The organism is Sulfitobacter sp. GN1-4 (assembly GCF_055693825.1).
In genome coordinates this window covers 1,731,273-1,750,034 of sequence record NZ_JBVFUQ010000003.1, presented here as the reverse complement: position 1 = coordinate 1,750,034, position 18,762 = coordinate 1,731,273, and the positions used below count along the sequence as shown (strand labels likewise).

General features: G+C 54.1%; 21 protein-coding genes and 1 pseudogene. 7 read left to right on the top strand and 15 right to left on the bottom strand.

The window, feature by feature from the left end:
• Positions 1–184 precede the first annotated feature (184 nt).
• The 3 genes from ACZ1HM_RS09150 to ACZ1HM_RS09140 form a co-directional block, all read right to left on the bottom strand.
• On the bottom strand, positions 185–415 hold the full coding sequence (locus ACZ1HM_RS09150; RefSeq protein ID WP_472742506.1) for a helix-turn-helix transcriptional regulator: 231 nt from the start codon (positions 413–415) through the stop codon (positions 185–187).
• A gap of 164 nt (positions 416–579) precedes the next feature.
• The gene (locus ACZ1HM_RS09145; protein ID WP_472742505.1) at positions 580–1,323 is read right to left on the bottom strand and encodes a hypothetical protein; all 744 of its coding nucleotides are present in this window, start codon (positions 1,321–1,323) and stop codon (positions 580–582) included.
• Positions 1,316–2,500, bottom strand: coding sequence for a tyrosine-type recombinase/integrase (locus tag ACZ1HM_RS09140; protein ID WP_472742504.1), 1,185 nt, complete (start codon positions 2,498–2,500; stop codon positions 1,316–1,318). The genes ACZ1HM_RS09145 and ACZ1HM_RS09140 overlap by 8 nt, the downstream gene beginning before the upstream one ends.
• An 832-nt stretch (positions 2,501–3,332) precedes the next feature.
• Here ACZ1HM_RS09140 and ACZ1HM_RS09135 point away from each other — a divergent pair.
• On the top strand, positions 3,333–3,725 hold the full coding sequence (locus ACZ1HM_RS09135; protein ID WP_472742503.1) for a DUF1348 family protein: 393 nt from the start codon (positions 3,333–3,335) through the stop codon (positions 3,723–3,725).
• 204 nt (positions 3,726–3,929) lie between these two features.
• On the opposite strand, the gene ACZ1HM_RS09130 is transcribed toward ACZ1HM_RS09135, so the two are convergent.
• The 3 genes from ACZ1HM_RS09130 to ACZ1HM_RS09120 form a co-directional block, all read right to left on the bottom strand.
• A complete protein-coding gene (locus ACZ1HM_RS09130; protein WP_472742502.1) occupies positions 3,930–5,036 on the bottom strand; it encodes a mandelate racemase/muconate lactonizing enzyme family protein in 1,107 nt (368 codons plus the stop codon).
• 340 nt (positions 5,037–5,376) lie between these two features.
• Positions 5,377–5,775, bottom strand: coding sequence for a thioredoxin family protein (locus ACZ1HM_RS09125; protein ID WP_472742501.1), 399 nt, complete (start codon positions 5,773–5,775; stop codon positions 5,377–5,379).
• A gap of 14 nt (positions 5,776–5,789) precedes the next feature.
• Complete coding sequence (locus ACZ1HM_RS09120) at positions 5,790–6,503, bottom strand: cytochrome c biogenesis CcdA family protein (RefSeq protein WP_472742500.1); 714 nt, start codon at positions 6,501–6,503, stop codon at positions 5,790–5,792.
• Between the two features lie 182 nt (positions 6,504–6,685).
• Here ACZ1HM_RS09120 and ACZ1HM_RS09115 point away from each other — a divergent pair, with 182 nt between their 5' ends.
• From ACZ1HM_RS09115 to ACZ1HM_RS09100, 4 genes are all read left to right on the top strand, one after another.
• The gene (locus ACZ1HM_RS09115) at positions 6,686–7,594 is read left to right on the top strand and encodes an MBL fold metallo-hydrolase (protein WP_472742499.1); all 909 of its coding nucleotides are present in this window, start codon (positions 6,686–6,688) and stop codon (positions 7,592–7,594) included.
• Positions 7,595–7,596: 2 nt separating this feature from the next.
• The gene (locus ACZ1HM_RS09110) at positions 7,597–8,541 is read left to right on the top strand and encodes an MBL fold metallo-hydrolase (RefSeq protein WP_472742498.1); all 945 of its coding nucleotides are present in this window, start codon (positions 7,597–7,599) and stop codon (positions 8,539–8,541) included.
• Positions 8,538–9,161: a Crp/Fnr family transcriptional regulator gene (locus tag ACZ1HM_RS09105; protein WP_472742497.1), complete on the top strand. Its 624-nt coding sequence runs from the start codon at positions 8,538–8,540 to the stop codon at positions 9,159–9,161. The genes ACZ1HM_RS09110 and ACZ1HM_RS09105 overlap by 4 nt, the downstream gene beginning before the upstream one ends.
• A gap of 75 nt (positions 9,162–9,236) precedes the next feature.
• Positions 9,237–9,425: a YgaP family membrane protein gene (locus tag ACZ1HM_RS09100; RefSeq protein WP_472742496.1), complete on the top strand. Its 189-nt coding sequence runs from the start codon at positions 9,237–9,239 to the stop codon at positions 9,423–9,425.
• Here the strand turns inward: ACZ1HM_RS09100 and ACZ1HM_RS09095 are convergent.
• Positions 9,403–9,576: a hypothetical protein gene (locus ACZ1HM_RS09095; protein WP_472744683.1), complete on the bottom strand. Its 174-nt coding sequence runs from the start codon at positions 9,574–9,576 to the stop codon at positions 9,403–9,405. The two genes, ACZ1HM_RS09100 and ACZ1HM_RS09095, sit on opposite strands and share 23 nt — an antisense overlap.
• Here ACZ1HM_RS09095 and ACZ1HM_RS09090 point away from each other — a divergent pair.
• Entirely contained in the window at positions 9,563–9,901 is a 339-nt protein-coding gene (locus ACZ1HM_RS09090; protein ID WP_472742495.1) for a rhodanese-like domain-containing protein, read from the top strand. The genes ACZ1HM_RS09095 and ACZ1HM_RS09090 overlap by 14 nt on opposite strands.
• The gene (locus tag ACZ1HM_RS09085) at positions 9,898–10,326 is read left to right on the top strand and encodes a rhodanese-like domain-containing protein (RefSeq protein ID WP_472742494.1); all 429 of its coding nucleotides are present in this window, start codon (positions 9,898–9,900) and stop codon (positions 10,324–10,326) included. The genes ACZ1HM_RS09090 and ACZ1HM_RS09085 overlap by 4 nt, the downstream gene beginning before the upstream one ends.
• Here ACZ1HM_RS09085 and ACZ1HM_RS09080 read toward each other — a convergent pair.
• The 8 genes and pseudogenes from ACZ1HM_RS09080 to soxB all read right to left on the bottom strand — a co-directional run bounded on the left by ACZ1HM_RS09080 (position 10,323) and on the right by soxB (position 18,733).
• The gene (locus ACZ1HM_RS09080) at positions 10,323–10,772 is read right to left on the bottom strand and encodes a methyltransferase family protein (RefSeq protein WP_472742493.1); all 450 of its coding nucleotides are present in this window, start codon (positions 10,770–10,772) and stop codon (positions 10,323–10,325) included. The two genes, ACZ1HM_RS09085 and ACZ1HM_RS09080, sit on opposite strands and share 4 nt — an antisense overlap.
• Positions 10,772–11,989, bottom strand: coding sequence for a 5-aminolevulinate synthase (gene hemA / locus ACZ1HM_RS09075; protein ID WP_472742492.1), 1,218 nt, complete (start codon positions 11,987–11,989; stop codon positions 10,772–10,774). Before hemA ends, ACZ1HM_RS09080 begins: the two co-directional genes overlap by 1 nt.
• Positions 11,989–12,402: a DUF302 domain-containing protein gene (locus ACZ1HM_RS09070; RefSeq protein WP_472744590.1), complete on the bottom strand. Its 414-nt coding sequence runs from the start codon at positions 12,400–12,402 to the stop codon at positions 11,989–11,991. The genes hemA and ACZ1HM_RS09070 overlap by 1 nt, the downstream gene beginning before the upstream one ends.
• A gap of 80 nt (positions 12,403–12,482) precedes the next feature.
• Positions 12,483–13,747: pseudogene (locus ACZ1HM_RS09065) on the bottom strand (FCSD flavin-binding domain-containing protein).
• A 25-nt stretch (positions 13,748–13,772) separates the two neighbouring features.
• On the bottom strand, positions 13,773–14,462 hold the full coding sequence (locus tag ACZ1HM_RS09060) for a c-type cytochrome (RefSeq protein ID WP_472742491.1): 690 nt from the start codon (positions 14,460–14,462) through the stop codon (positions 13,773–13,775).
• 7 nt (positions 14,463–14,469) lie between these two features.
• Positions 14,470–15,768, bottom strand: a complete 1,299-nt coding sequence (locus tag ACZ1HM_RS09055) for a c-type cytochrome (protein ID WP_472742490.1) — start codon at positions 15,766–15,768, stop codon at positions 14,470–14,472.
• Positions 15,752–17,014 (bottom strand): sulfite dehydrogenase, encoded by a 1,263-nt coding sequence (gene soxC / locus ACZ1HM_RS09050; RefSeq protein ID WP_472742489.1) that lies wholly within the window; start codon positions 17,012–17,014, stop codon positions 15,752–15,754. Before soxC ends, ACZ1HM_RS09055 begins: the two co-directional genes overlap by 17 nt.
• Positions 17,015–17,035: 21 nt before the next feature.
• Positions 17,036–18,733 carry a thiosulfohydrolase SoxB gene (gene soxB / locus ACZ1HM_RS09045; protein WP_472742488.1) on the bottom strand — a complete coding sequence of 566 codons (1,698 nt, stop codon included), beginning with the start codon at positions 18,731–18,733 and terminating at the stop codon, positions 17,036–17,038.
• Positions 18,734–18,762: the final 29 nt, after the last annotated feature.

Below are 18,762 nucleotides of genomic sequence, written 5' to 3'. Positions count from 1 at the left end.
ACCGCACCCCCACAGCATGATGTGGCCGGGACTCTCCGAGACGCGAGATGCTGCGCTCTCAGGGGATAGATCGTAATTTTTCTGCATCACCGCGTCCGCTGCGTGTCCTGTTTCGCATGGTTTTTCGTGGAGTTTTTTGCGGTCACAGAATTTAGGGGTCGGAACTCGTGCTGGAGTACCGGCCCTATTCGTCTGAGGCTCTGGCGGCTTGGGTTTTCTGGTCGATCCAGCGGTCGAGTTCGTCAACCTCAACGCGTGTCGAGTTATTCACCTTGACGAATTTCAACTCGCCTGCTGCCTGCGCTGCGTAAAGGGTGCTGCGGCTTGTCGCGGAGTAGATCGCGCCGTCCGGGATGCTCAAGAGCCTGGGCGTGATTGAAACCGCAATTCCGTCTAGGATTGGCTGTGCTTGCATGCTCTGTTCTCCTGCGTCTCTACATGTTCAGGGAGAACATGCGCGGTCAGAGAACCTGTTTCGAAAGGAGTTTATCGCTCAGGCGAAATTTTCAGCCAAAAGGGATGACATTTCAAATTTAATGAACGTTTTCAGATACTTAAATTGCGCACCTAAACAACAATTCACTTTTTGAGAGAATTTTTAAACTCCGTCTGCGCCGTTTTGGCATAATGCTCTGGCTTGGCTTCAAGTTTGAGCGCGGCAAAAATGTCCGACACAAGGTCAAAGAAGGGACCACCGGCAACGGTTGTACTACCTTCGCTGCTGTGCGGTGCGGGAATCGTTTTGGGGATTACCGCTGGGTGTTGCTCCGTCAACTCGAAGAAAATATCCGCCAGATAGCGTGCCAGTGGCATTGCAACATGATCAGTTGGTTTCTTGACCCGGTAGGGCGCTTTTTCTGGCAGTTGATCAACTATCTCTGCCGCCTTGCTGAACGTATCCGACAAGGTCCTAGCTTGCTGCATCAATTGGGCGACTGTTTCGGCAGACAGATCATATGGGTTTCCTGCGGCCTGATTTAAGGCCTCCAAACCGTAGCGTCCGATATTGTAAGGAGAGATACCCCGTTGATTTATTTTCTTTCTCTTGGGGTCGTCTTTCTGATTTTCATACTGAGATTCCGGCTTCTCGATCAGATGCGCAGCCTCATTCATCATTGCGGCAAAAGCCAATAGAAGGTCTCTGTCAGTTTGGGGGTTGGTGCGGTGGTACTCCAACATGTCGACGTTCTTGTGAATTGCCACACACAGCATCACGCCTTCTAGTTTGTCTCGCATTGTCTCGGCAGGAGCGTCTGCAAAGTGCCTTCGCAGCACGTCTAAAACCTGTTCGGAACTTTTGGTATCAGGCAGACTCTCAGGCATTTAGCTGAACTACCCTATCGGCGCTCTGCCCGGTGACATGCGCGGCCCAGCTTTCCATCAGTGGTCGGCGGGCATCTAGCAGGTCTGAACGCTGATATGCCCTAGAGACATTGCCTCCGACTTTGTGTGCAAGCGTCACCTCAGACAGTTCAAATGAAACGCCTTGATCCGCCATCCATGAACGCAAGGATGACCTGAACCCATGTGGCCGCGCTTCGAATTTCCTGCGTCTCAGCCACATGGAAAGAGTCATGTCTGAGATAACTTTGCCCCTTGGACCGCAAAATAACTGCCCTCCAATGCTGTTAGCTTGCGCCAGTTCGATCACTTTCATCGCTTCGCCAGATAAAGGGATACGAAAGTCAGACACCTTGCCTTCCGCGCCCTTCATATGGGCAGCAGGGATGGTCCAAATATTGTCGTCAATCTGATCCATGTGGCAGTGGCGAACCGAACCAGATCGCGCACCAGTCAGGACCAACAAGCGCAAGGCAAGTTCTGTGGTGCTTTCGCCAAGTGCCCCATAGAAGTCCGGCACATCTTTCCATTCCATCGCCGGGATGTGCTTTGTCGTTTGACTCTGCGCGCCCAAAAGCAGCTTTGCTCTCCGCACCGTCTGCCGGGAAACATCCCGCCCGCCCGCCTCTGCATAATCGAAGATCATTGCCAATCTGTTGATCGCCTTCTTGGCTGTTTCCGGCTTTTCATGCCAGATGTCTTTCAGCGTATCCTGAATGTCATCTGTGCCGATTTGCTCAATTGGCTTGCCTCCCAGCTTTGGCAGCACATGCAGGCGCAGAGGGCTATCCCAGCGGGCAGACTTGCCACCATTGCGCAGTTTGGGTTTCAGCGCCTCAAACGTCAGATCAGCCCAGACATTGAGCGTGTTCTCGGTCTTTCGCGCCTTCTCGACCTCTTGGCGTTCGCGTACCAGTTTGGGGCTTTCCCCCTGCTTGAGCACCTGTTCCCATTCGTCTCGGAGATCACGCGCCTCAGCCAAAGACACGGCGGGCCAACCACCTAAGCCCATAACCTCACGCGCTCCTGAGAAGGTGTAGCGAAAGTACCAACGGCCTGAGTCCTTGCCCTCTTTGCGCAGGTAGAGCCTCCCGCCATCTGCGAGAGTCGTTTGCTTGCCAGCCTTGATTGCTTTGTCTGTCAGCTTGTTTTTTGCCATGTGAGCGCTCACAAAATCCGTACACCACTATGTCGACCAATTTGTAGACCATTTGGTCTCTGCTGTACATGCACACCTGTGGACACAAGTAGATAAGAGACAGAATATTTCTCATATTTATCATTCCAATGTGGATCATTATGAACAACCTTGGATACGTGTTCTATGCCGTGTGGGGGCACCATTATTTTCCAAGCAGTTAGAAGATAGCCGAGCTTTCCTGCACCCTACCGGGCTGACGTGGGCTGCCATTTTTCGGTGAGTTCGGCCTCTGATCACTTCCATAATCAGAAAGCCCATCCACATGGTGGGAAGGTTTTAGGTTCGACGCGATTTCTCTTCCTGGGAGAAGTCTGTCTGAAATCGGTGCCTCCCCGTTAGACGCAGGCAAAGACAATGCCGTAACCTTCTATTTCAAATCGGTACTCGTCCCCCGGACGGTAACAGGCTCATGCGCTCTTTATGCTTCGCCACATAGGTTCGCGCGGCGTTCGCAAGCCTCTCCTTGTCGCCTTCTGGCAACCAAATATTAAGGCACACCAGACCATTCATATTCTACCGCTGCTCACATTTCCGGTTCGTCCTTTTTGATTGCGGCTCTCCTTGGCTTGTTTTGGCCTGGCACCCCTCTTCGTTTTCAGCGGCCCATTCTCGCTCATTTTTGGATGTTGGTAGAGTTTCAGCGAAGGCTCGGTTTAGCAGACCTGCGTCGCGCAGAGAGTTCGGATCAACTTGCGGACGAAGCCTCGCTGCCATTTCTTTTGCCGCATGGCGGCTTCTTGTCTCTGGGTTGCTCCAAGGATACCGTTTTCCAAGCAGAAAGGAGAAACCAATGGCATTTCCACAAAGTGATTTAGATGCGCTGGCGCAGCGTTATACCGATGCTTGGAATTCGAAGGCCCCCGAAAAAGTCGCTTCCTTCCACACGCAAAACAGCAGCATTATAATCAATCGGGGTGAGCCATCAGTAGGTCATCCAGGGCTTACCGAGATGGCGGCTGGTTTCCATGCGGACGTGCCCGATTTGCACCTTACATGTAACGGTATTCGCGGCGCGGGAAATCACGTGATTTATCTGTGGACATTCACAGGGCATCACGCTGAAACCGGTAATGCACTGAAGGTGCAGGGATGGGAAGAGTGGGAACTCGACGACGATATGAAAGTCACGTCCGCATTGGGTTGGTTTGACGGAGCAGATTACGAACGACAAGTCGCTGGCTAACACGAACCATACAGCACGGCTTAAGAAGTCGACCTAAAGCCGACATTTGAGCAAAGCGGAACCTCTGTTACTACGGGCAAAAGTGATTTTTCGCTGCTGACTGCCCCAATGACCGCTCTGCGGACGAGGCAGACCTTCGTTGCGCCTGCGCTAAGATCGGCTTTGCAGCAAGAGGCTCGATCCCGGCGTGTTGTTTTACCGCGGCTACGCCTTGTAAATCGCTATGGGATCGCCAAGTGCTTCAAAGTCGGGTTCGACCCCGAGGCCAGGTTCATCCGACGCAAACAGCTTTCCATCGCGAACTGTTGGACCTCCGATGCCGGTCGAACGTGTATTGTAGTTGTGCAGGTCGGTTGAATTCACCAGATAGTCCTCCGGCGTCGAGGCCGCAAAATGAGCGACTGCAGAAGATGTGATTTCACCCCCCCAAGTATCCTCAGATACGACAGGTATCCGGTTTTCGACCAAGAAATCCCGGACTTTTCGTGCCTTGGCCAAACCGCCGAGGTTTGAGATTTTCAGACAACAGATTTCCGCACCCCGGTCCTGTACGATACGTTGCGCTGCCAACAAACCTGTAACGCATTCATCCAGTTTCATTGGCTGAGCCACGTGCGGTCGAACGTGCTGGCATTCTTCGTAGGTCCGACATGGTTGCTCGAAAATGTAGTCGAGGTCGCGGGTGGCGCGCGCAACCCGGATGGCATTATCAACGCGCCAACCTTGATTGGCATCCGCCATCGCTTTCTCACCTGTTTTCAAAAGTGGTACGGTTGAACGGATGCGCTCAATGTCCAATTCCCAATTCGCACCGACCTTGATTTGGAACTGACGATATCCCGCCGCTCGATGCGCCTCGAGCTCATCGGTTGTTTCCTTGACACTTTTCTGTGGCGCTACCCGATACATGGGCGCGCCATCAGTCTGTTTGCCGCCCAACAACATCCATACCGGCAGATCAGTAGACTTGCCAAAGATGTCATAGCAAGCCGCAATGACTGGCGACTTGGCGTAGCCATGGCCCTGAACGGCATGATCCATCCTTCGGTCAATCGTTTCGATCTGTCGGGGGTCCTGACCGATCAAGTGCTGTGCAAGAAGCTTCATTGTTGCGGCGACGCCTTCGGAATGAGCGACCATGTAATTCTCGCCACATGGAGTAAATTCGCCACACCCTGACAACCCACATTCAGTACCGATAACCACGACCGTTGCCTGCGCTATCGAGATTGCATTTCCAGCACCCCAGCCATAGCTCCCACCGACGTAGGGAAGCTCCGTTCTGTAAACCCTTACCTGATTGATCTTCATCCGTTCACATCCCCAAGGCGATGAATTCGCTCTTGGTAGTGGTGTCTACATCACTTAGAAAAAGCAATAGTAGACGTTCGCTGCAGCTTTGTACGCAAGTAGGTTAGGGCTCTTTGCTGCCATCAGCCGCTGCGCAGCATCATTACCGATGCTCCAAGCTCGCGGCGTCACGGACGGCCCAGAGCCGACGTTCGACATGCCGTTTCGATGCTGCGCCTGCACCCCGTTTTCAAGACATTCGTTGCCTATGCAAAGAACCAAAACGGGAAGGCACACAGCTTAACATGCGACGACGCCCAAAGACTAAGAAATCAGGCGGTATGGGCGGTCTTTTTCCCGCTTACAAGCCTTTGTCCATCAAAGCCTTAATCTGCGATGTCCCCGTTCCTGCGACGATGCGGCCGAGTTCTTCGTCACCGCGCAACAGGATCAACGTTGATCGCCGCGGAATGCTGCGAAACACTGTCACTTCGTGACTTTTGTAGGTATCCCAGTCGACCTTAACAAAGGTCATCGCCGCATCATATGCCGGGTCATCCGCGCGCAACCCATTGATAACGCGTTCCTGACGCTTACAGGTACCGCACCACGTTGCAGAGTAGTCAACAAAGACAGTTTTTCCATCCTCCAGCGCGCTTTCGATAACCCCAGGCGTGTAGTCCACAAAGTCAGCTGCCAATGCAGATAGCGGTGAGAGAACAGTTGCAATTGCCGCTGCGATCAAATGGCGTCGTTTCATGAGAATTCCCTATTTTATAGTGCTACAGAAAGGTCTTGTAGCCAGATTGGCATGATATCCAAAAGCCATCCCTCGATGACGTGATGGAACTGGAAGAAGAGCATAGCGCCGATGGCGACAAAGGTAGCGCCAATGATGGGTTTCGAACGCTCAGCGACACCGCGCAAGGCCTGAGCGCGGGTTCTGATTGCTTCTCGCGCGCCCAGTCCCAAACCGATAATCAGCGTGGAAACGCCCAAAGCAAAAGCACACATGATCAGCGTCACATAGCCCAGGTTTTCGCCCTGAGATGCAAGCGCTATCGCACCGCCCAGCGTAGGTCCGATACAAGGTGACCAAACCGTACCCAAGAGCAAACCACCCAGAAACTGACCCCGCAGCGATCCAACATCCACATCATTCATGCGTGCATCTGCACCCGCCGCCACTCCAGCCGTTGCCATTTCAAACCGGGATGCCAACATCGGGACAAGCAGGATCAGGCCAAAGACCATCATGAGCACCGCACCAATTTGTGCGAGCCGATCTTGTGTCAGACCGATGCCTGCACCGAACGCTGTAACGAGAACTCCAAAAACGACAAACGAGACACTCATTCCTGCTGCCAAAGCGAGTGGACCCGCTTTGTTGGCATTGAGCGCACCGACAAGCACAATGGGCAGAACAGGCAAGACGCATGGGTTTATCAGCGTCAAAAGGCCGGCAAGATACGCAAAGATGAATTCCATGATCGGGGGTCTCGGGTCTTTCGTTGTTACGTCCCTACTTAGACGATGCTCGCGATTTGTAAGTGACATTGTCACACATGATGACTTCACATTTCTGTGCGCTCCGGCACCTGCTGCAATTTCTTGCGTTGATCGTAAAATACATTCATATTCGCATAAAAGAATTTAATGGGGAGGTTGTCATGACCCTAACACGTCGATCCTTTGTCCAAGCCGTTGCTGCCGCACCCTTGGTGACCGCACTTCCAAGTTTCGCAAAGGCAGAACTTTCCTTTGGTTCTGCGACGCTGACAACAGTAAGCGATGGTAGTTTGATGCTGCCAGGCGAGTTCATTTTTGAGCCGATGCCAAAAGATGAATTGGCCCCGATCCTCACGGAGTTTGATCTGTCTGCTGATCGTCTGACACCAGAATGCAATCTTGCGCTTTACCGTGATGGCACAAACACCGTCCTGTTCGATGTCGGATCTGGCCCAGATTTCATGCCAACGGCTGGAACCATAGTTGACAGTTTGGATGCGCTTGGGGTGGCGGCAGAAGACGTCACGCATGTCGTGTTCACGCATGCTCACCCTGATCACATATGGGGGCTTCTTGATGAATTCGATGACCCGCTTTTCTATGAGGCGACCTACATGATGGGGCGCGCAGAATGGGATTATTGGTGGAACCCTGAAACTGTAAACTCTATTGGCGAGGCACGCGCGGCCTTCGCGGTAGGTGCCAAACGGCGGATGGAAGCCATTGAAGATGCGGTTGTGCTCTTCGACGACGGCGACGAAGTCTTGCCCGGCATTGCAGCGCTTTCATCACCGGGTCACACACCAGGACATATGGCCTTTGAGGTGCGCCAAGGCTCGGAAGCGGCACTTATCGTCGGTGATGCGATTGGCAATCACCATGTGGCGTTTCGCAAACCGAGCTGGGAAAGCGGTTCGGATCAGGACGCGGCACGCGCCGTTGAAACCAGGAAAATGCTGTTTGATCGCCTAACATCCGAAAAAATGGCCGTTATTGGCTTCCACCTGCCCGGAGGTGGATTGGGACGGGTTGATCGCGATGGTGATGGCTATCGCTTTGTGGGGGTGTAGGGATGTTTCGTTGGCTCGCTCCGCTTCTTATTGGCCTCTCCCCTGCCCTTGCAGATGAGAATATCCCGGATCAGTATCCAGGTTCTCCTCTTTATTCCAAGCCTGTCGAGGTCATCCCCCACGTATGGTCGGCGATCGGTGCCACAGCCCCACCGACCTACGAGAACTCGGGCCACAACAACAATCTCAGTTTTATTATCACCGGCGACGGCGTGATCGTTGTGAATGGTGGTGCCGCCTACGTCCTCGCGGAGGCGTTGCATGAAGAAATCAAATCCATCACCGATCAACCGGTAAAATTGGTTATCGATGAGAATGGCCAGGGCCATGCCATACTCGGAAACTCCTACTGGTCCGAACAGGGCGTTCCAATTCTTGCACACGTGGATGCCGCGCATGAGATTGAGGAGCGCGGCAATCGTATCCTTGAAGGGATGAAACGGTACAACCGGGATAAAGCCGAAGGGACATTTGTTGCGCCTCCGACAGAGACATTTGAAGACCGCCATGTCATCGAGATGGGGAATTTCACGATAGAAGTTTTGCATCTTGGACCAGCGCACGGACCTGGCGACACTCAGGTTTGGCTTCCTGAACAAAGTCTGGTGATTGCTGGGGACATGGCCTTTCATCAACGCATGCTTCCGATATTCGAAGACACAATTGTCTATGACTGGATCGAAACTTGGGAGAATGAATTTGAAGCCTTGAATGCAACCTACGTTATCCCAGGTCACGGAACACCCACCAACATGGCGCAGGTCCGGCGCTACACGCGGGACTATCTGGTTTACCTGCGCGAAAAGGTAGGTGAACACTTGGACAATGGCGGCGACTTGTCAGAAGCCTACTATGTAGACCAAAGCCCTTATGCGCATCTCCATACATTTGAGGAACTCGCAACGCGAAACGCGGGCCGTGTATATGAGCAGATGGAGTTCGAGTGACAGACAAACCCACCGACGACTTAACGTCTTACCTGTCACAAGGTGATGCGCTTGAGGTGCCGGATGGAACATGCTTGTTCCGACCTGGCGATGAAGGACGCGCTTTCCTGATCGTGAAATCAGGCTCGGTCCGGGTTGAGCAGACAAATAGCGCCGGTCGCACAGTCGTTCTATACCGCGTCGAGGCCGGCGACAGCTGCGTCCTGACAACGACGTGTCTGCTCTCTGGGGTTCCTTATTCGGGATACGGATATGCCGAGGGGGTTGTAAACGCAGTCGCGATATCGCCCGACAGGTTTAAGAAACTACTTGGGTCGGACCCTCGCTTTCAAGAAATGGTGTTTCGGGGTTTTGCCTCTCGCGTGGGTGAGTTGACGAATGTCATCGATGAACTGCTCGAACACAGAACGGATCTCAGGCTCGCCAGATGGCTTGCAAACAGACAACGCTCTGACCTTCAAATGACGCAGCAAGAATTAGCCCAAGAGCTGGGAACAGCGAGAGAGGTCGTCTCGCGCAGCTTGAAAGCATTTGAAACGAAGGGATGGATTCAGCTTGGCCGGGGAACCGTCAAGATCTTGGACCCTTCAGCGTTGCGCGCGCACGGGGATGCTACATGATTTGTGACACAGTCACTGACGCTGCCGGTGAGAGCTGCTTGTTTAAGAGCAGTTCAAACACAGGAGAAAAGCACAATGACACGCAACCTTGGACAATTCGACCGTATCGCCCGCTTCGTACTCGGAGCGTTACTGGTGGTGTTGGCGGCAATGGGCACCATCGGTATTTGGGGATATTTGGGTCTCATTTTCGTTGGCACCGCTTTCGTCAACTTTTGCCCCATCTACCGCATACTTGGCCTCAAGACTTGCCAAGACTGCTAATACGTCGCCTGCTTTGGGCCTTAGGGCTTGTCGCAGCCTTTGCGGTCGCATTTTTCATTGCGGCCGCCGCTGCTTTTGCTGAAACACGAGTTTTTTCCGCACCAGAAGCAGCGGCGAAAATAGCATCTGGTGACTTGGTGGTTTTGGACATCCGGTCGCCTCAAGAGTGGGACGAGAGCGGTGTCGCAGATGGCGCGTGGCCTGTATCGATGCACAATGAGGACTTCCCCAAGCGCCTGCAGGCTATATTCGCACAATACCCTCCCGAGAGAGTAGGCCTCATCCGCGCAACAGGCGGCAGGTCAGCCTATGTTATTGAGGTCCTTGCGCGCAATGGGATCACGGGTTTGGCTGACGTGTCCGAGGGCATGTTTGGCAACGAAAAGGGGGCAGGTTGGATCGCACGCGGCCTACCAACTGTTTCTCCAGATGCAGCGATGCTGAGATACAACTCAGCGGTGGAGACTTGGGAATGAAACTTTGCCTATGTACCGGCCTATTGATGTCGGCCCTTGTCGCAATGCCAGCCGTTGCAGATGACGCAGTTCGCGAAGCCATGCAAGACTACTCTGAATTTGCGCCCTATGATGCCGGCATCATTCTCCCCGAGCAGATCACCGAAGACATCTTTGACAGCGTGACATTCATAGACACGCGCACAGTTGCTGATTTTACCGAGGCAACAATTCCGGGAGCGAAGCATGTTGAATGGCGCGAGGTCTTTGGTCAGATCGACGAAATTCCAACAACTGGTAAGGTCGTTCTGTTTTGCAATACCGGTGCTCTGTCTGCGCAAGCTGCGTTCGGATTGCGGGTTTTAGGCAGAGAAAACGTTCTGGTCCTTCAAACTGGCTATCACGGCTGGCTCGAAAATGCCGCATACGTCCCGAACCAGTCTTAGATCCATCGCTTTGAAACACTGAGATAGTGTTCCGCGTCTTCACCAAATGTTTGGACAAGTAACGCTTCTTCTTGGGCCGCAAAACGCTGATCGAGGACACGCCACAGGCCATACGCGCACAACAGCCCAACTAACGACCCGTGGCCTGCGGCCGATGCAACGGTCAAAAGAACCAGTGCGAGGTAGATGGGATTTCTGGAGAGCCGATACGGTCCTTCCACGATAAGCGACTTGGGCGTGTGATGCGGCTCGATCGGCGTGCGCTTGCGCCAAAACCAAATTGCCGACCAGGCGATTATCGCTAAGGCACCGACCAACAAAACCCATGAGGTGTATTCTAGAAACGTGGACTGAACATGAACTTGTGGCGCAAGCCATTTCGCAAAGTAAATGACCGCGATGCTGCACGCCCACCAGATCGGCGGCAAATCTGGGAAGCCTTTCACTATTGGGCGGCCAACGGGCGTCGCGCCAGTTGGCACTGCGTCCACAAGTCTTCCAGCGCATTTAGCAGTCTATCTACGTCCTCTTTTGAATGAACCGGAGACGGCGTAATCCGCAATCGCTCCGTGCCTTTTGGGACCGTCGGATAGTTGATGGGCTGGATGTATATGCCGTGCTCATTCAGCAGCGTATCCGAGATGAATTTGCACTTCACTGGATCGCCAACCATCACCGGTATGATGTGGCTTGGATTGTCGATATGCGGGAGCCCCAAAGCGTCAAGACGCATGCGCACTTCTGACACGCGCGCCTTTTGCTGCTCTCGTTCTTCGCAACTTTCCTTGAGGTGCTTGATAGAAGCCGCGGCACCTGCCGCGACGGACGGCGGCAAGGCGGTGGTAAAGATAAAGCCGCTGGCGAATGATCTTACGAAATCACAAAGCTCTTCAGACGCAGCGATATAGCCGCCTACCACCCCAAACGCTTTGCCCAATGTCCCCTCAATGACCGTCACGCGATCCATCAACCCTTCCCGTTCGGCGATGCCACCACCACGTGGGCCGTAGAGCCCAACTGCATGAACCTCATCGAGATAGGTCATCGCACCGTATTTGTCCGCCAGATCGCAAATCTCTTTGATCGGGGCCACATCACCGTCCATGGAATAGACGCTTTCGAAGGCAATCAGTTTTGGCTGATCCATTGGAAGACTTGCCAACTTTGCTTCCAGATCTGCGAGGTCGTTGTGCTTCCAGATCATCTTTTGGGCTCGGGAATGGCGGACGCCCTCAATCATCGAAGCGTGGTTCAATGCGTCAGACAAAACAACACAGTTCGGTATCTTTGCAGCCAAGGTCCCCAACGCCGCCCAATTGGAAACATATCCTGAGGTAAACAGCAGTGCCGCTTCCTTGCCGTGCAAATCCGCAAGTTCGGCTTCAAGCAGGACATGATCATGCGTCGTACCAGAGATGTTACGCGTACCGCCTGCTCCGGCCCCAGTTCTGTCCAACGCTTCGTGCATCGCCGCCAACACCTTTGGGTGCTGCCCCATGCCCAGGTAGTCGTTTGAACACCAAACCGTAACTTCGCCCGGACCATTGTGACAGGTCGCCGTTGGAAACGCGCCTCGATGGCGCTCCAACTCGGCAAAATCGCGGTAATTGCCTTCCGCTTTGAGGTTCAAAAGTTCGCCTGCGAAAAAAGCATTGTAGTCCATCAAAATTCACTCGCCTCTTTCGCGATCTCTCGGAGCAAGGTCTCAACTCTCTGCATGGGACCCGCCGGGTAGCTTTTATGACCGATCATGACCTCGCCATCTATTTCGGTGACGAAAATCCCATAAGGACAGTGCTGGATATTGGTTGGGTCTGCTTCCATTACTTCTCGGGACACAACGGCCGAGCAGAACAGAAAGATATTTGCCGCATCGAATATCTTGGCGCCGCTACCAACGTCGGCCCCTGTACGGCTCAGCATGTCTCCTACATGACTGATAAAGTCGATAACCAGTCCTCGGTCGACGATCGCGCTTTCAACAGCAAAGGACGCATCGTCAAAACTGCCATCGTAGGGAAGCAGTATTGGGGAGTCCGCCAACACTGGTGAGGCCAACAAGACCAAAGCAGCTATCGTATGTCGCAACTGATTTCCCCCTATGTGAGTACCTCCGGGCCGCCTTACGGCCCGAAGGACAACTTGCTGTCGACTGCTTAGCCGAACATGTCCGCTGTGATACCGGAATACCAACCTTCGGACTCTTCGTATGTGGCCTTACGAACGTCAGAGCTTTCGCCGGTCTGCGAGATGAACCCGTCAACTTTGGCAATTTTCTCTTCAGTCGCTTCGTAGGTTGCCCCAACTTTCACACCGTCATTTGTGTCGATCAAGGACCAGCATGTGTTGGAGAATTTGGCCGGGAACACCTTCGAGCCGGTGAGCGCGCCGCGCACCGCATTCGCGCAAACCTTGGCCTGGCTATTGGCAGAGAAGCCGGATTTCGGCATGTCGCCCTGCTGCGAGGCATCGCCCAAAACATACACGTCAGGGTCTGCCTTGGTGGACATGTCGGCCGCATTAACCGGTGCCCAGTTGCCGTCGGTAACGCCTGCGATGTCTGCAATACGTCCCGCTTTCATCGCTGGGATGACGTTACACACGTCGACGTTCTGAACTTCACCATCAATGCTGAGCGTCATGGCACCTGGATCAACTTCGACAACGCCGCCGCCAAAGTCTTCGCCAACCCACTCAATCATACCGTCATAGTGGTTTGACCAACCTTCCTGGAACAGGCCCATCTTTGAGAACTTCGGCTTGGGGTCTGCAATCAGGATTTTTGCCGTAGGATTGTTGGCTTTGAGATAATGCGCGATCATCGAAACACGCTCATATGGTCCTGGAGGGCAGCGATATGGGTTCGGCGGGGCGACCATCGCGAAAGTGCCACCTTCCGGCATCGCCATGAGTTGCGCTTTCAAAAGCTCCGTCTGAGAACCGGCCTTATACGCATGCGGCATCGCATTTTGCGACGACACGTCCCAACCCGGAACAGACATATCAACGAAGTCGATACCTGGGCTCAGGATCAGTTTATCGTATTTGATGCTGGAACCACCGGCGAGGGTCACTGTCTTGGTATCGCGGTCAACACCGACCGCCCAATCGTGCACGACGTTCACACCATTTGCAGCCAGACCACCGTAGGAATGGCCCAGATCGTCCATTTCCTTGAACCCACCGAGGTAAAGGTTCGAGAAGAAGCAGGTGTAGTAGGTGCGTGTTGGCTCGATCAGCGTAACGTCAATCGCGCCTTTGCTATCTTTGGCGATATAGCGGGCAGCTGTTGCCCCCCTGCCCCGCCACCTACGACAACCACGCGTGGTTTTGCATGGCCATCAGCCAGAACCATCGGCGCAGCCAGAGCAGCTGATGCCGCCGCAGTTGTGCCGAGGAACGCTCTTCTGTTCATCGTCATTTGGGTTCTCCTCCCTGTTTGCGCCTCAGTTTTCGAGGCTTTTAAAGTACGCCGCCAAAGCAGCGATTTCGTCATTGGCCAGGCGGCCAGTGACCATCTGCATCACCGGATTTTCGCGATGCTTTTCTTTGTAGGCATGCATTGCCGTCACAAAATCCTCGGTTTCCCAGCCGACGATTCCAGGAATACCGTCGTTGTCACCGTCAGCTTGATGGCAGGTCGTGCATTCCGACGAGAGATACTCGCCGTATTCAAGATCCCCTTCGAGTGCCAAGATGTCGGCGGAAACTGTGAAGCCCTTATCGACTTGTGCAGCCATGCTGCCACCCGAGAAGGTCCCAAGATATGCGATCAAATCAATGCGGTCTTCTTCACTCTTGAGGCCGCGAAAGCTCATCTTTGTCTTTGGGATTACTGCTTTCGGAGCTTCGAGAAACGCATCAAGCGTTTCAGGTGTCCAATGCAGACCATCATCCGCTGCGGCCTTCATAGCCTTCGAGTATTTGAACCCGGCCACACCGCCAGCTTTCGCTGACATTATGTTGTTGAGAGGAGGTCCAACTCTGTTTCGCGCATCCGGGCCAACCATATGGCAGCTGGCGCATTTCTTATAAACTTGTCGACCACGATCCGGATCGCCCACAGACCCAGCCGCTGCGCCCATGGCAAGCATGGACGCAGCAACCGACAGGGAGAACTTGATAATGTTCTTCATGTGCACCTTATTCCCCAAACGTCTTCAGGTACTCGGTGATGGCTGTCAGATCGGATTCTTTCTTGAGGCCAGAGAACGCCATCTTGGTGCCTTTCATGTAGCTCTTTGGCTTGGCCAAGAATTCCGCAAGGGCTTCTTCATCCCAAACCCGGCCTTCTTCCAAAGCTGCCATGAATACTTTTGAGTATTTGAAGCCCTCAACAGACCCCATCGTCCGGCCAATCAAACCATTCAATTGCGGGCCTGATCCGTTTTTCGCACCGTCTCCAACCTTGTGGCACGCCGAACATTTCTTGAAGACTTTCTTACCAGCGGCGACCAACTCTGCGTTGTCGTCCGATGCTTCAGTTTCCTCAACAGCAGGCTTTGCGGCTGCAGTCGGAATGAATGTTGGGCCGTCCGCTGTGAAACTTGGGAGTTCTTCGCTGGAAGCGTGGTTCATCACCGAGTTAGATCCCCCTTCCGGTGGGGTCTCCACCAGGAAAACGGTCCGCATTGTCACATCGACTTTGTCCTTGCAGTTTTCCATGCAAGGCTCAGACCGCCACTGGGCGTATTCCTGCTCTGGTCGGTCATCAATCACGAAGCCTTCCATGTTGTACATGTTGAAATCAGCAAAGTTCTCGTGATTCAGCTCAAAGTCATCATCGACCAAATCGTTGGAATAAAGGATGTACGCCACAATCGCGTAGGTCTCATCGGCGGTGAGTGTCCCGGCTTCGCCAAACGGCATCGACCGCGAGATATAGTCCCAAGCCGTCGACAGATGCGGCCAGTATGATCCTACGGTTTTGACCGGATCGTCATCGGCAAGTGTGTCGAAACCGCCCGCGAGGACAGGCCAGTTATCGACACCTTCAGCGAAATCGCCGTGGCATGATGCGCACCGGTCAGCAAAGACTTCCTCTCCTGTCCAGACATCGCCTTTGCCTTCGGGAAGGCCGCGGCCATCTGGAAGGACATCAACGTCCCACGCGGCGATTTCTTCAGCTAAAGCGGTCCGCCCGATGCCATATGCACCCTCAGAGCTTGGCGCAGGCGCAGTAAGGTTGGCTCCGGTTGCAACCCGTTCGGCGGCGGCGGCTTGAACTTCCGCAATCCTGAGTTCCAATTCTGCAACCCGCGCGGCTTCCGCTTTCGCCTTTTCCTGGGCTGTTTTTTCATGCGCTTCGACTTGCCCAATTCGATCCTGCAACAGCGCGATCTCTGCCTCGCCGGAGTTACGATGCATAGACGCCACTGCCAGGCCGCCGACCAGAGCGATACCGCCGACAGTGGGTAAGAGAATATTAGGAGACTTCGACATTCTCGGCGATCCCTTCAGCGTTCACGTACCAAGTCTGGATACAGTTGTTGTGATAAACGGCGTTTTCGCCGCGTTCTTCGCGCAGCTGGTCTTTGGTGGGCTGCACATAGCCGGTTTCATCCATAGCGCGCGCTTGGAGCAGCATGGGCTTTCCGTCCCATTGCGTGTCGAGATAGAAACGGGTCAGTGCTTTGGTATCGCCCTGCTTACCCAGGCGCGCCGTCTCCCAAGTGATGCCCCCATCTTTGGACACATCAACGCGCGTAATCTGACCGTGCCCAGACCAAGCGAGGCCTGAGATCACCATAGGGCCCGCCCCATGCTTGATTGGCATTTGTGGACTGGGAGACGTGATTACGGATTTCGCGTCCATCACCCAGGTCCATTTGCGCGCCGTACCGTCCTCATAAACGTCAGTGTATTTGGATGTTTCCTCACGGCTCTCAACGGCCATATCGGTCACTTCGATACGGCGCAGCCATTTGACCCACATGTTGCCTTCCCATCCCGGGACGACAAGGCGAACTGGATACCCGTGTTCCATACGCAGGGCTTCGCCGTTGGCCTTGAACGCGACCAACACATCATCGAGCGCCTTTTCCATCGGGATCGAGCGGCCGTTAGAGGAGGCGTCCGCACCTTCGACATAGACCCATTTGTCCGCCGAAATGTCGGCACCAGCCTCTTTCAACAACGTCCGCAGCGGGATCCCGGTATATTCCATATTGTGGATCATACCGTGCGTGAACTGCACACCATTCAGCTGTGCACCTGCCCACTCCATACCAGTGTTGGCAGCGCATTCGCAGAAATAGACGTGGTTCTCTCGTGGGAAGCGCTCAAGGTCGTCATATGTGAAGACCAAAGGGCGATCGACCAGCCCGTTGATCATCAAGCGATAGTCTTCCTTACGCAGTTCAATAGCACCGGAATGGTGACGCTCAAACGCGCAACCCTGCGGCGTGATTGTCCCGTCCAGAGCATGGATTGGTGTAAAGTTGATCGAGCTGATCGGCGAGGCTGTCAGCCATTCCACATTGCGGCGTACGACATGGCTTTCAAAACTGATCGGCATTCCGTAGGGCGTTTCGTCCACGCCTGCACCGGTATATGACGCCCAGTCTTGAAGCTCCGTGATCAGCGGGTCGGGGCCTTCGGCCGCGGCTGCGCCAGCGACTGACCCCGCAGCAACTGCTGCACTGCCTCTCAGGAAGGCCCGACGGGACGGTTTAAACATCTCATCCATTTCTCAAGGTCTCCGATTTCTTTAGACGCCAACAACGTCGACGCTGTTGTTTTCTTGCACTGTGACAGTGCCAAGCTTGCGGACATGACTTTCCACCACGTCCCAAATCTGTGGGCCTTCGGTGCCCTCATTGACGCTGGCCCAACCTGCCACCACGTAGTTGCGCGCCGGATCAATCGGCTCGCCGGTCTTCAAAAGCGTCATGTTTGAAATTCGCTCGCCCTGCGGTTTGGACACGTCGATCCGGTATCCAAGGCCACCCGTGCGCACCATGTCCCCGCCCTGCTGGTAGTAGGGATCGGGGTTGAAGATGTTGTCGGCCACATCCTCGAGGACGACCTTCAAAAACTCTCCGGTGAACTCAGTGCGGTATGCCTCGCCATAGCTCATCGACGTTACCCCAAAGATATCTTCACGCGTGATATCTTGTCCCGGGATCAAGGAAGGTCCCCAACGCACACCCGGGCTCAAGGCGATCTCAGCGTCCCGCTCGCTCAGGAGCGCATCGCAGATCAGATCGTCCCAGGACCCATTAAAGTTCCCACGACGGTACAGCAGGCTGTCGGTCTGCCCAATGACCTCCGTCATTTCCACTTCATAGGGCGCGCGTTCGGCATCAATGATCGCAGCCACTTCTGCGTCCGGCTCGATAACGTCCGAGAGTATAGGGATCAGTTTCGTCCGATAACCCATCATTCGGCCATCTCGGATATCAAGATCCACGCGGCTGACGAACTTACCGTTAGATCCAGACGGCAAGATTATTGTGCTGCCAACCACCACGGGTTCTGGAAGTGCGTCATGCGTGTGCCCTGACAAGATAACGTCAATGCCCGGCACGACGCTGGCCATCTTTTTGTCTACGTCAAACCCATTGTGGCTGAGGACAACGACGCATTCCGCGCCTGCTGCACGAACCTCTTCCACCATCGCAGCCATGTTTTCATCACGAATGCCAAAGGAAAACTCGGGGAACATCCAACGTGGGTTCGCAATTGGCATGTATGGGAATGCTTGGCCGATGACAGCAATCTTGCTGCCCCCGCGTTCAAACATTTTATACGGTGGGAACAGCTCTGCCGGCTCGTCCCATTCGGCGTCAAAAATGTTCTGACCTAGGGCTGCAAAAGGCAGTTGCTCGACCAACTCCTGGACACGTTCGCTGCCAAGTGTGAATTCCCAGTGGAATGTCATCGCATCCGGTGCGAGTGCGTTCATGACATTGAACATATCCTGCGCCTGGGTTTTCCACGTGGTGTAAGACCCATGCCAAGTATCACCGCCATCAAGGAGGATCGCATCTGGTCGATCGGCGCGAATGGCTTTGATCACCGTCGCGACGCGGTCCAAACCACCCACCCGGCCATAGCCCTGCGCAAGGGAGGAGAAATCGCCTGAACTGAGGGCGTAATGGCTCGGGCTGCCATCGGCGATGCCATAGAGTTTTCGGAAATCAGCGCCCGTTACATGCGGCACAGCTCCTTTATTCTCTCCAACGCCGATATTGATGGAAGGTTCGCGGAAGTAGATTGGTTTGAGCTGACCGTGAATGTCAGTGATGTGGATCAAGGACACATTGCCGAATGTGTCGAACTCCAAAAGCTGATCTTGTGTCAGGGATTGCTGGGCCGCAACACGCGCCCAATTTCCAAAACCGGACGCTCCATAGATGGCCGAAGCCGCCATACCTACTTGCAGAAAATCGCGACGCGAAATCATGTTTGTCTTGGCTCCCTAAGACATATGCG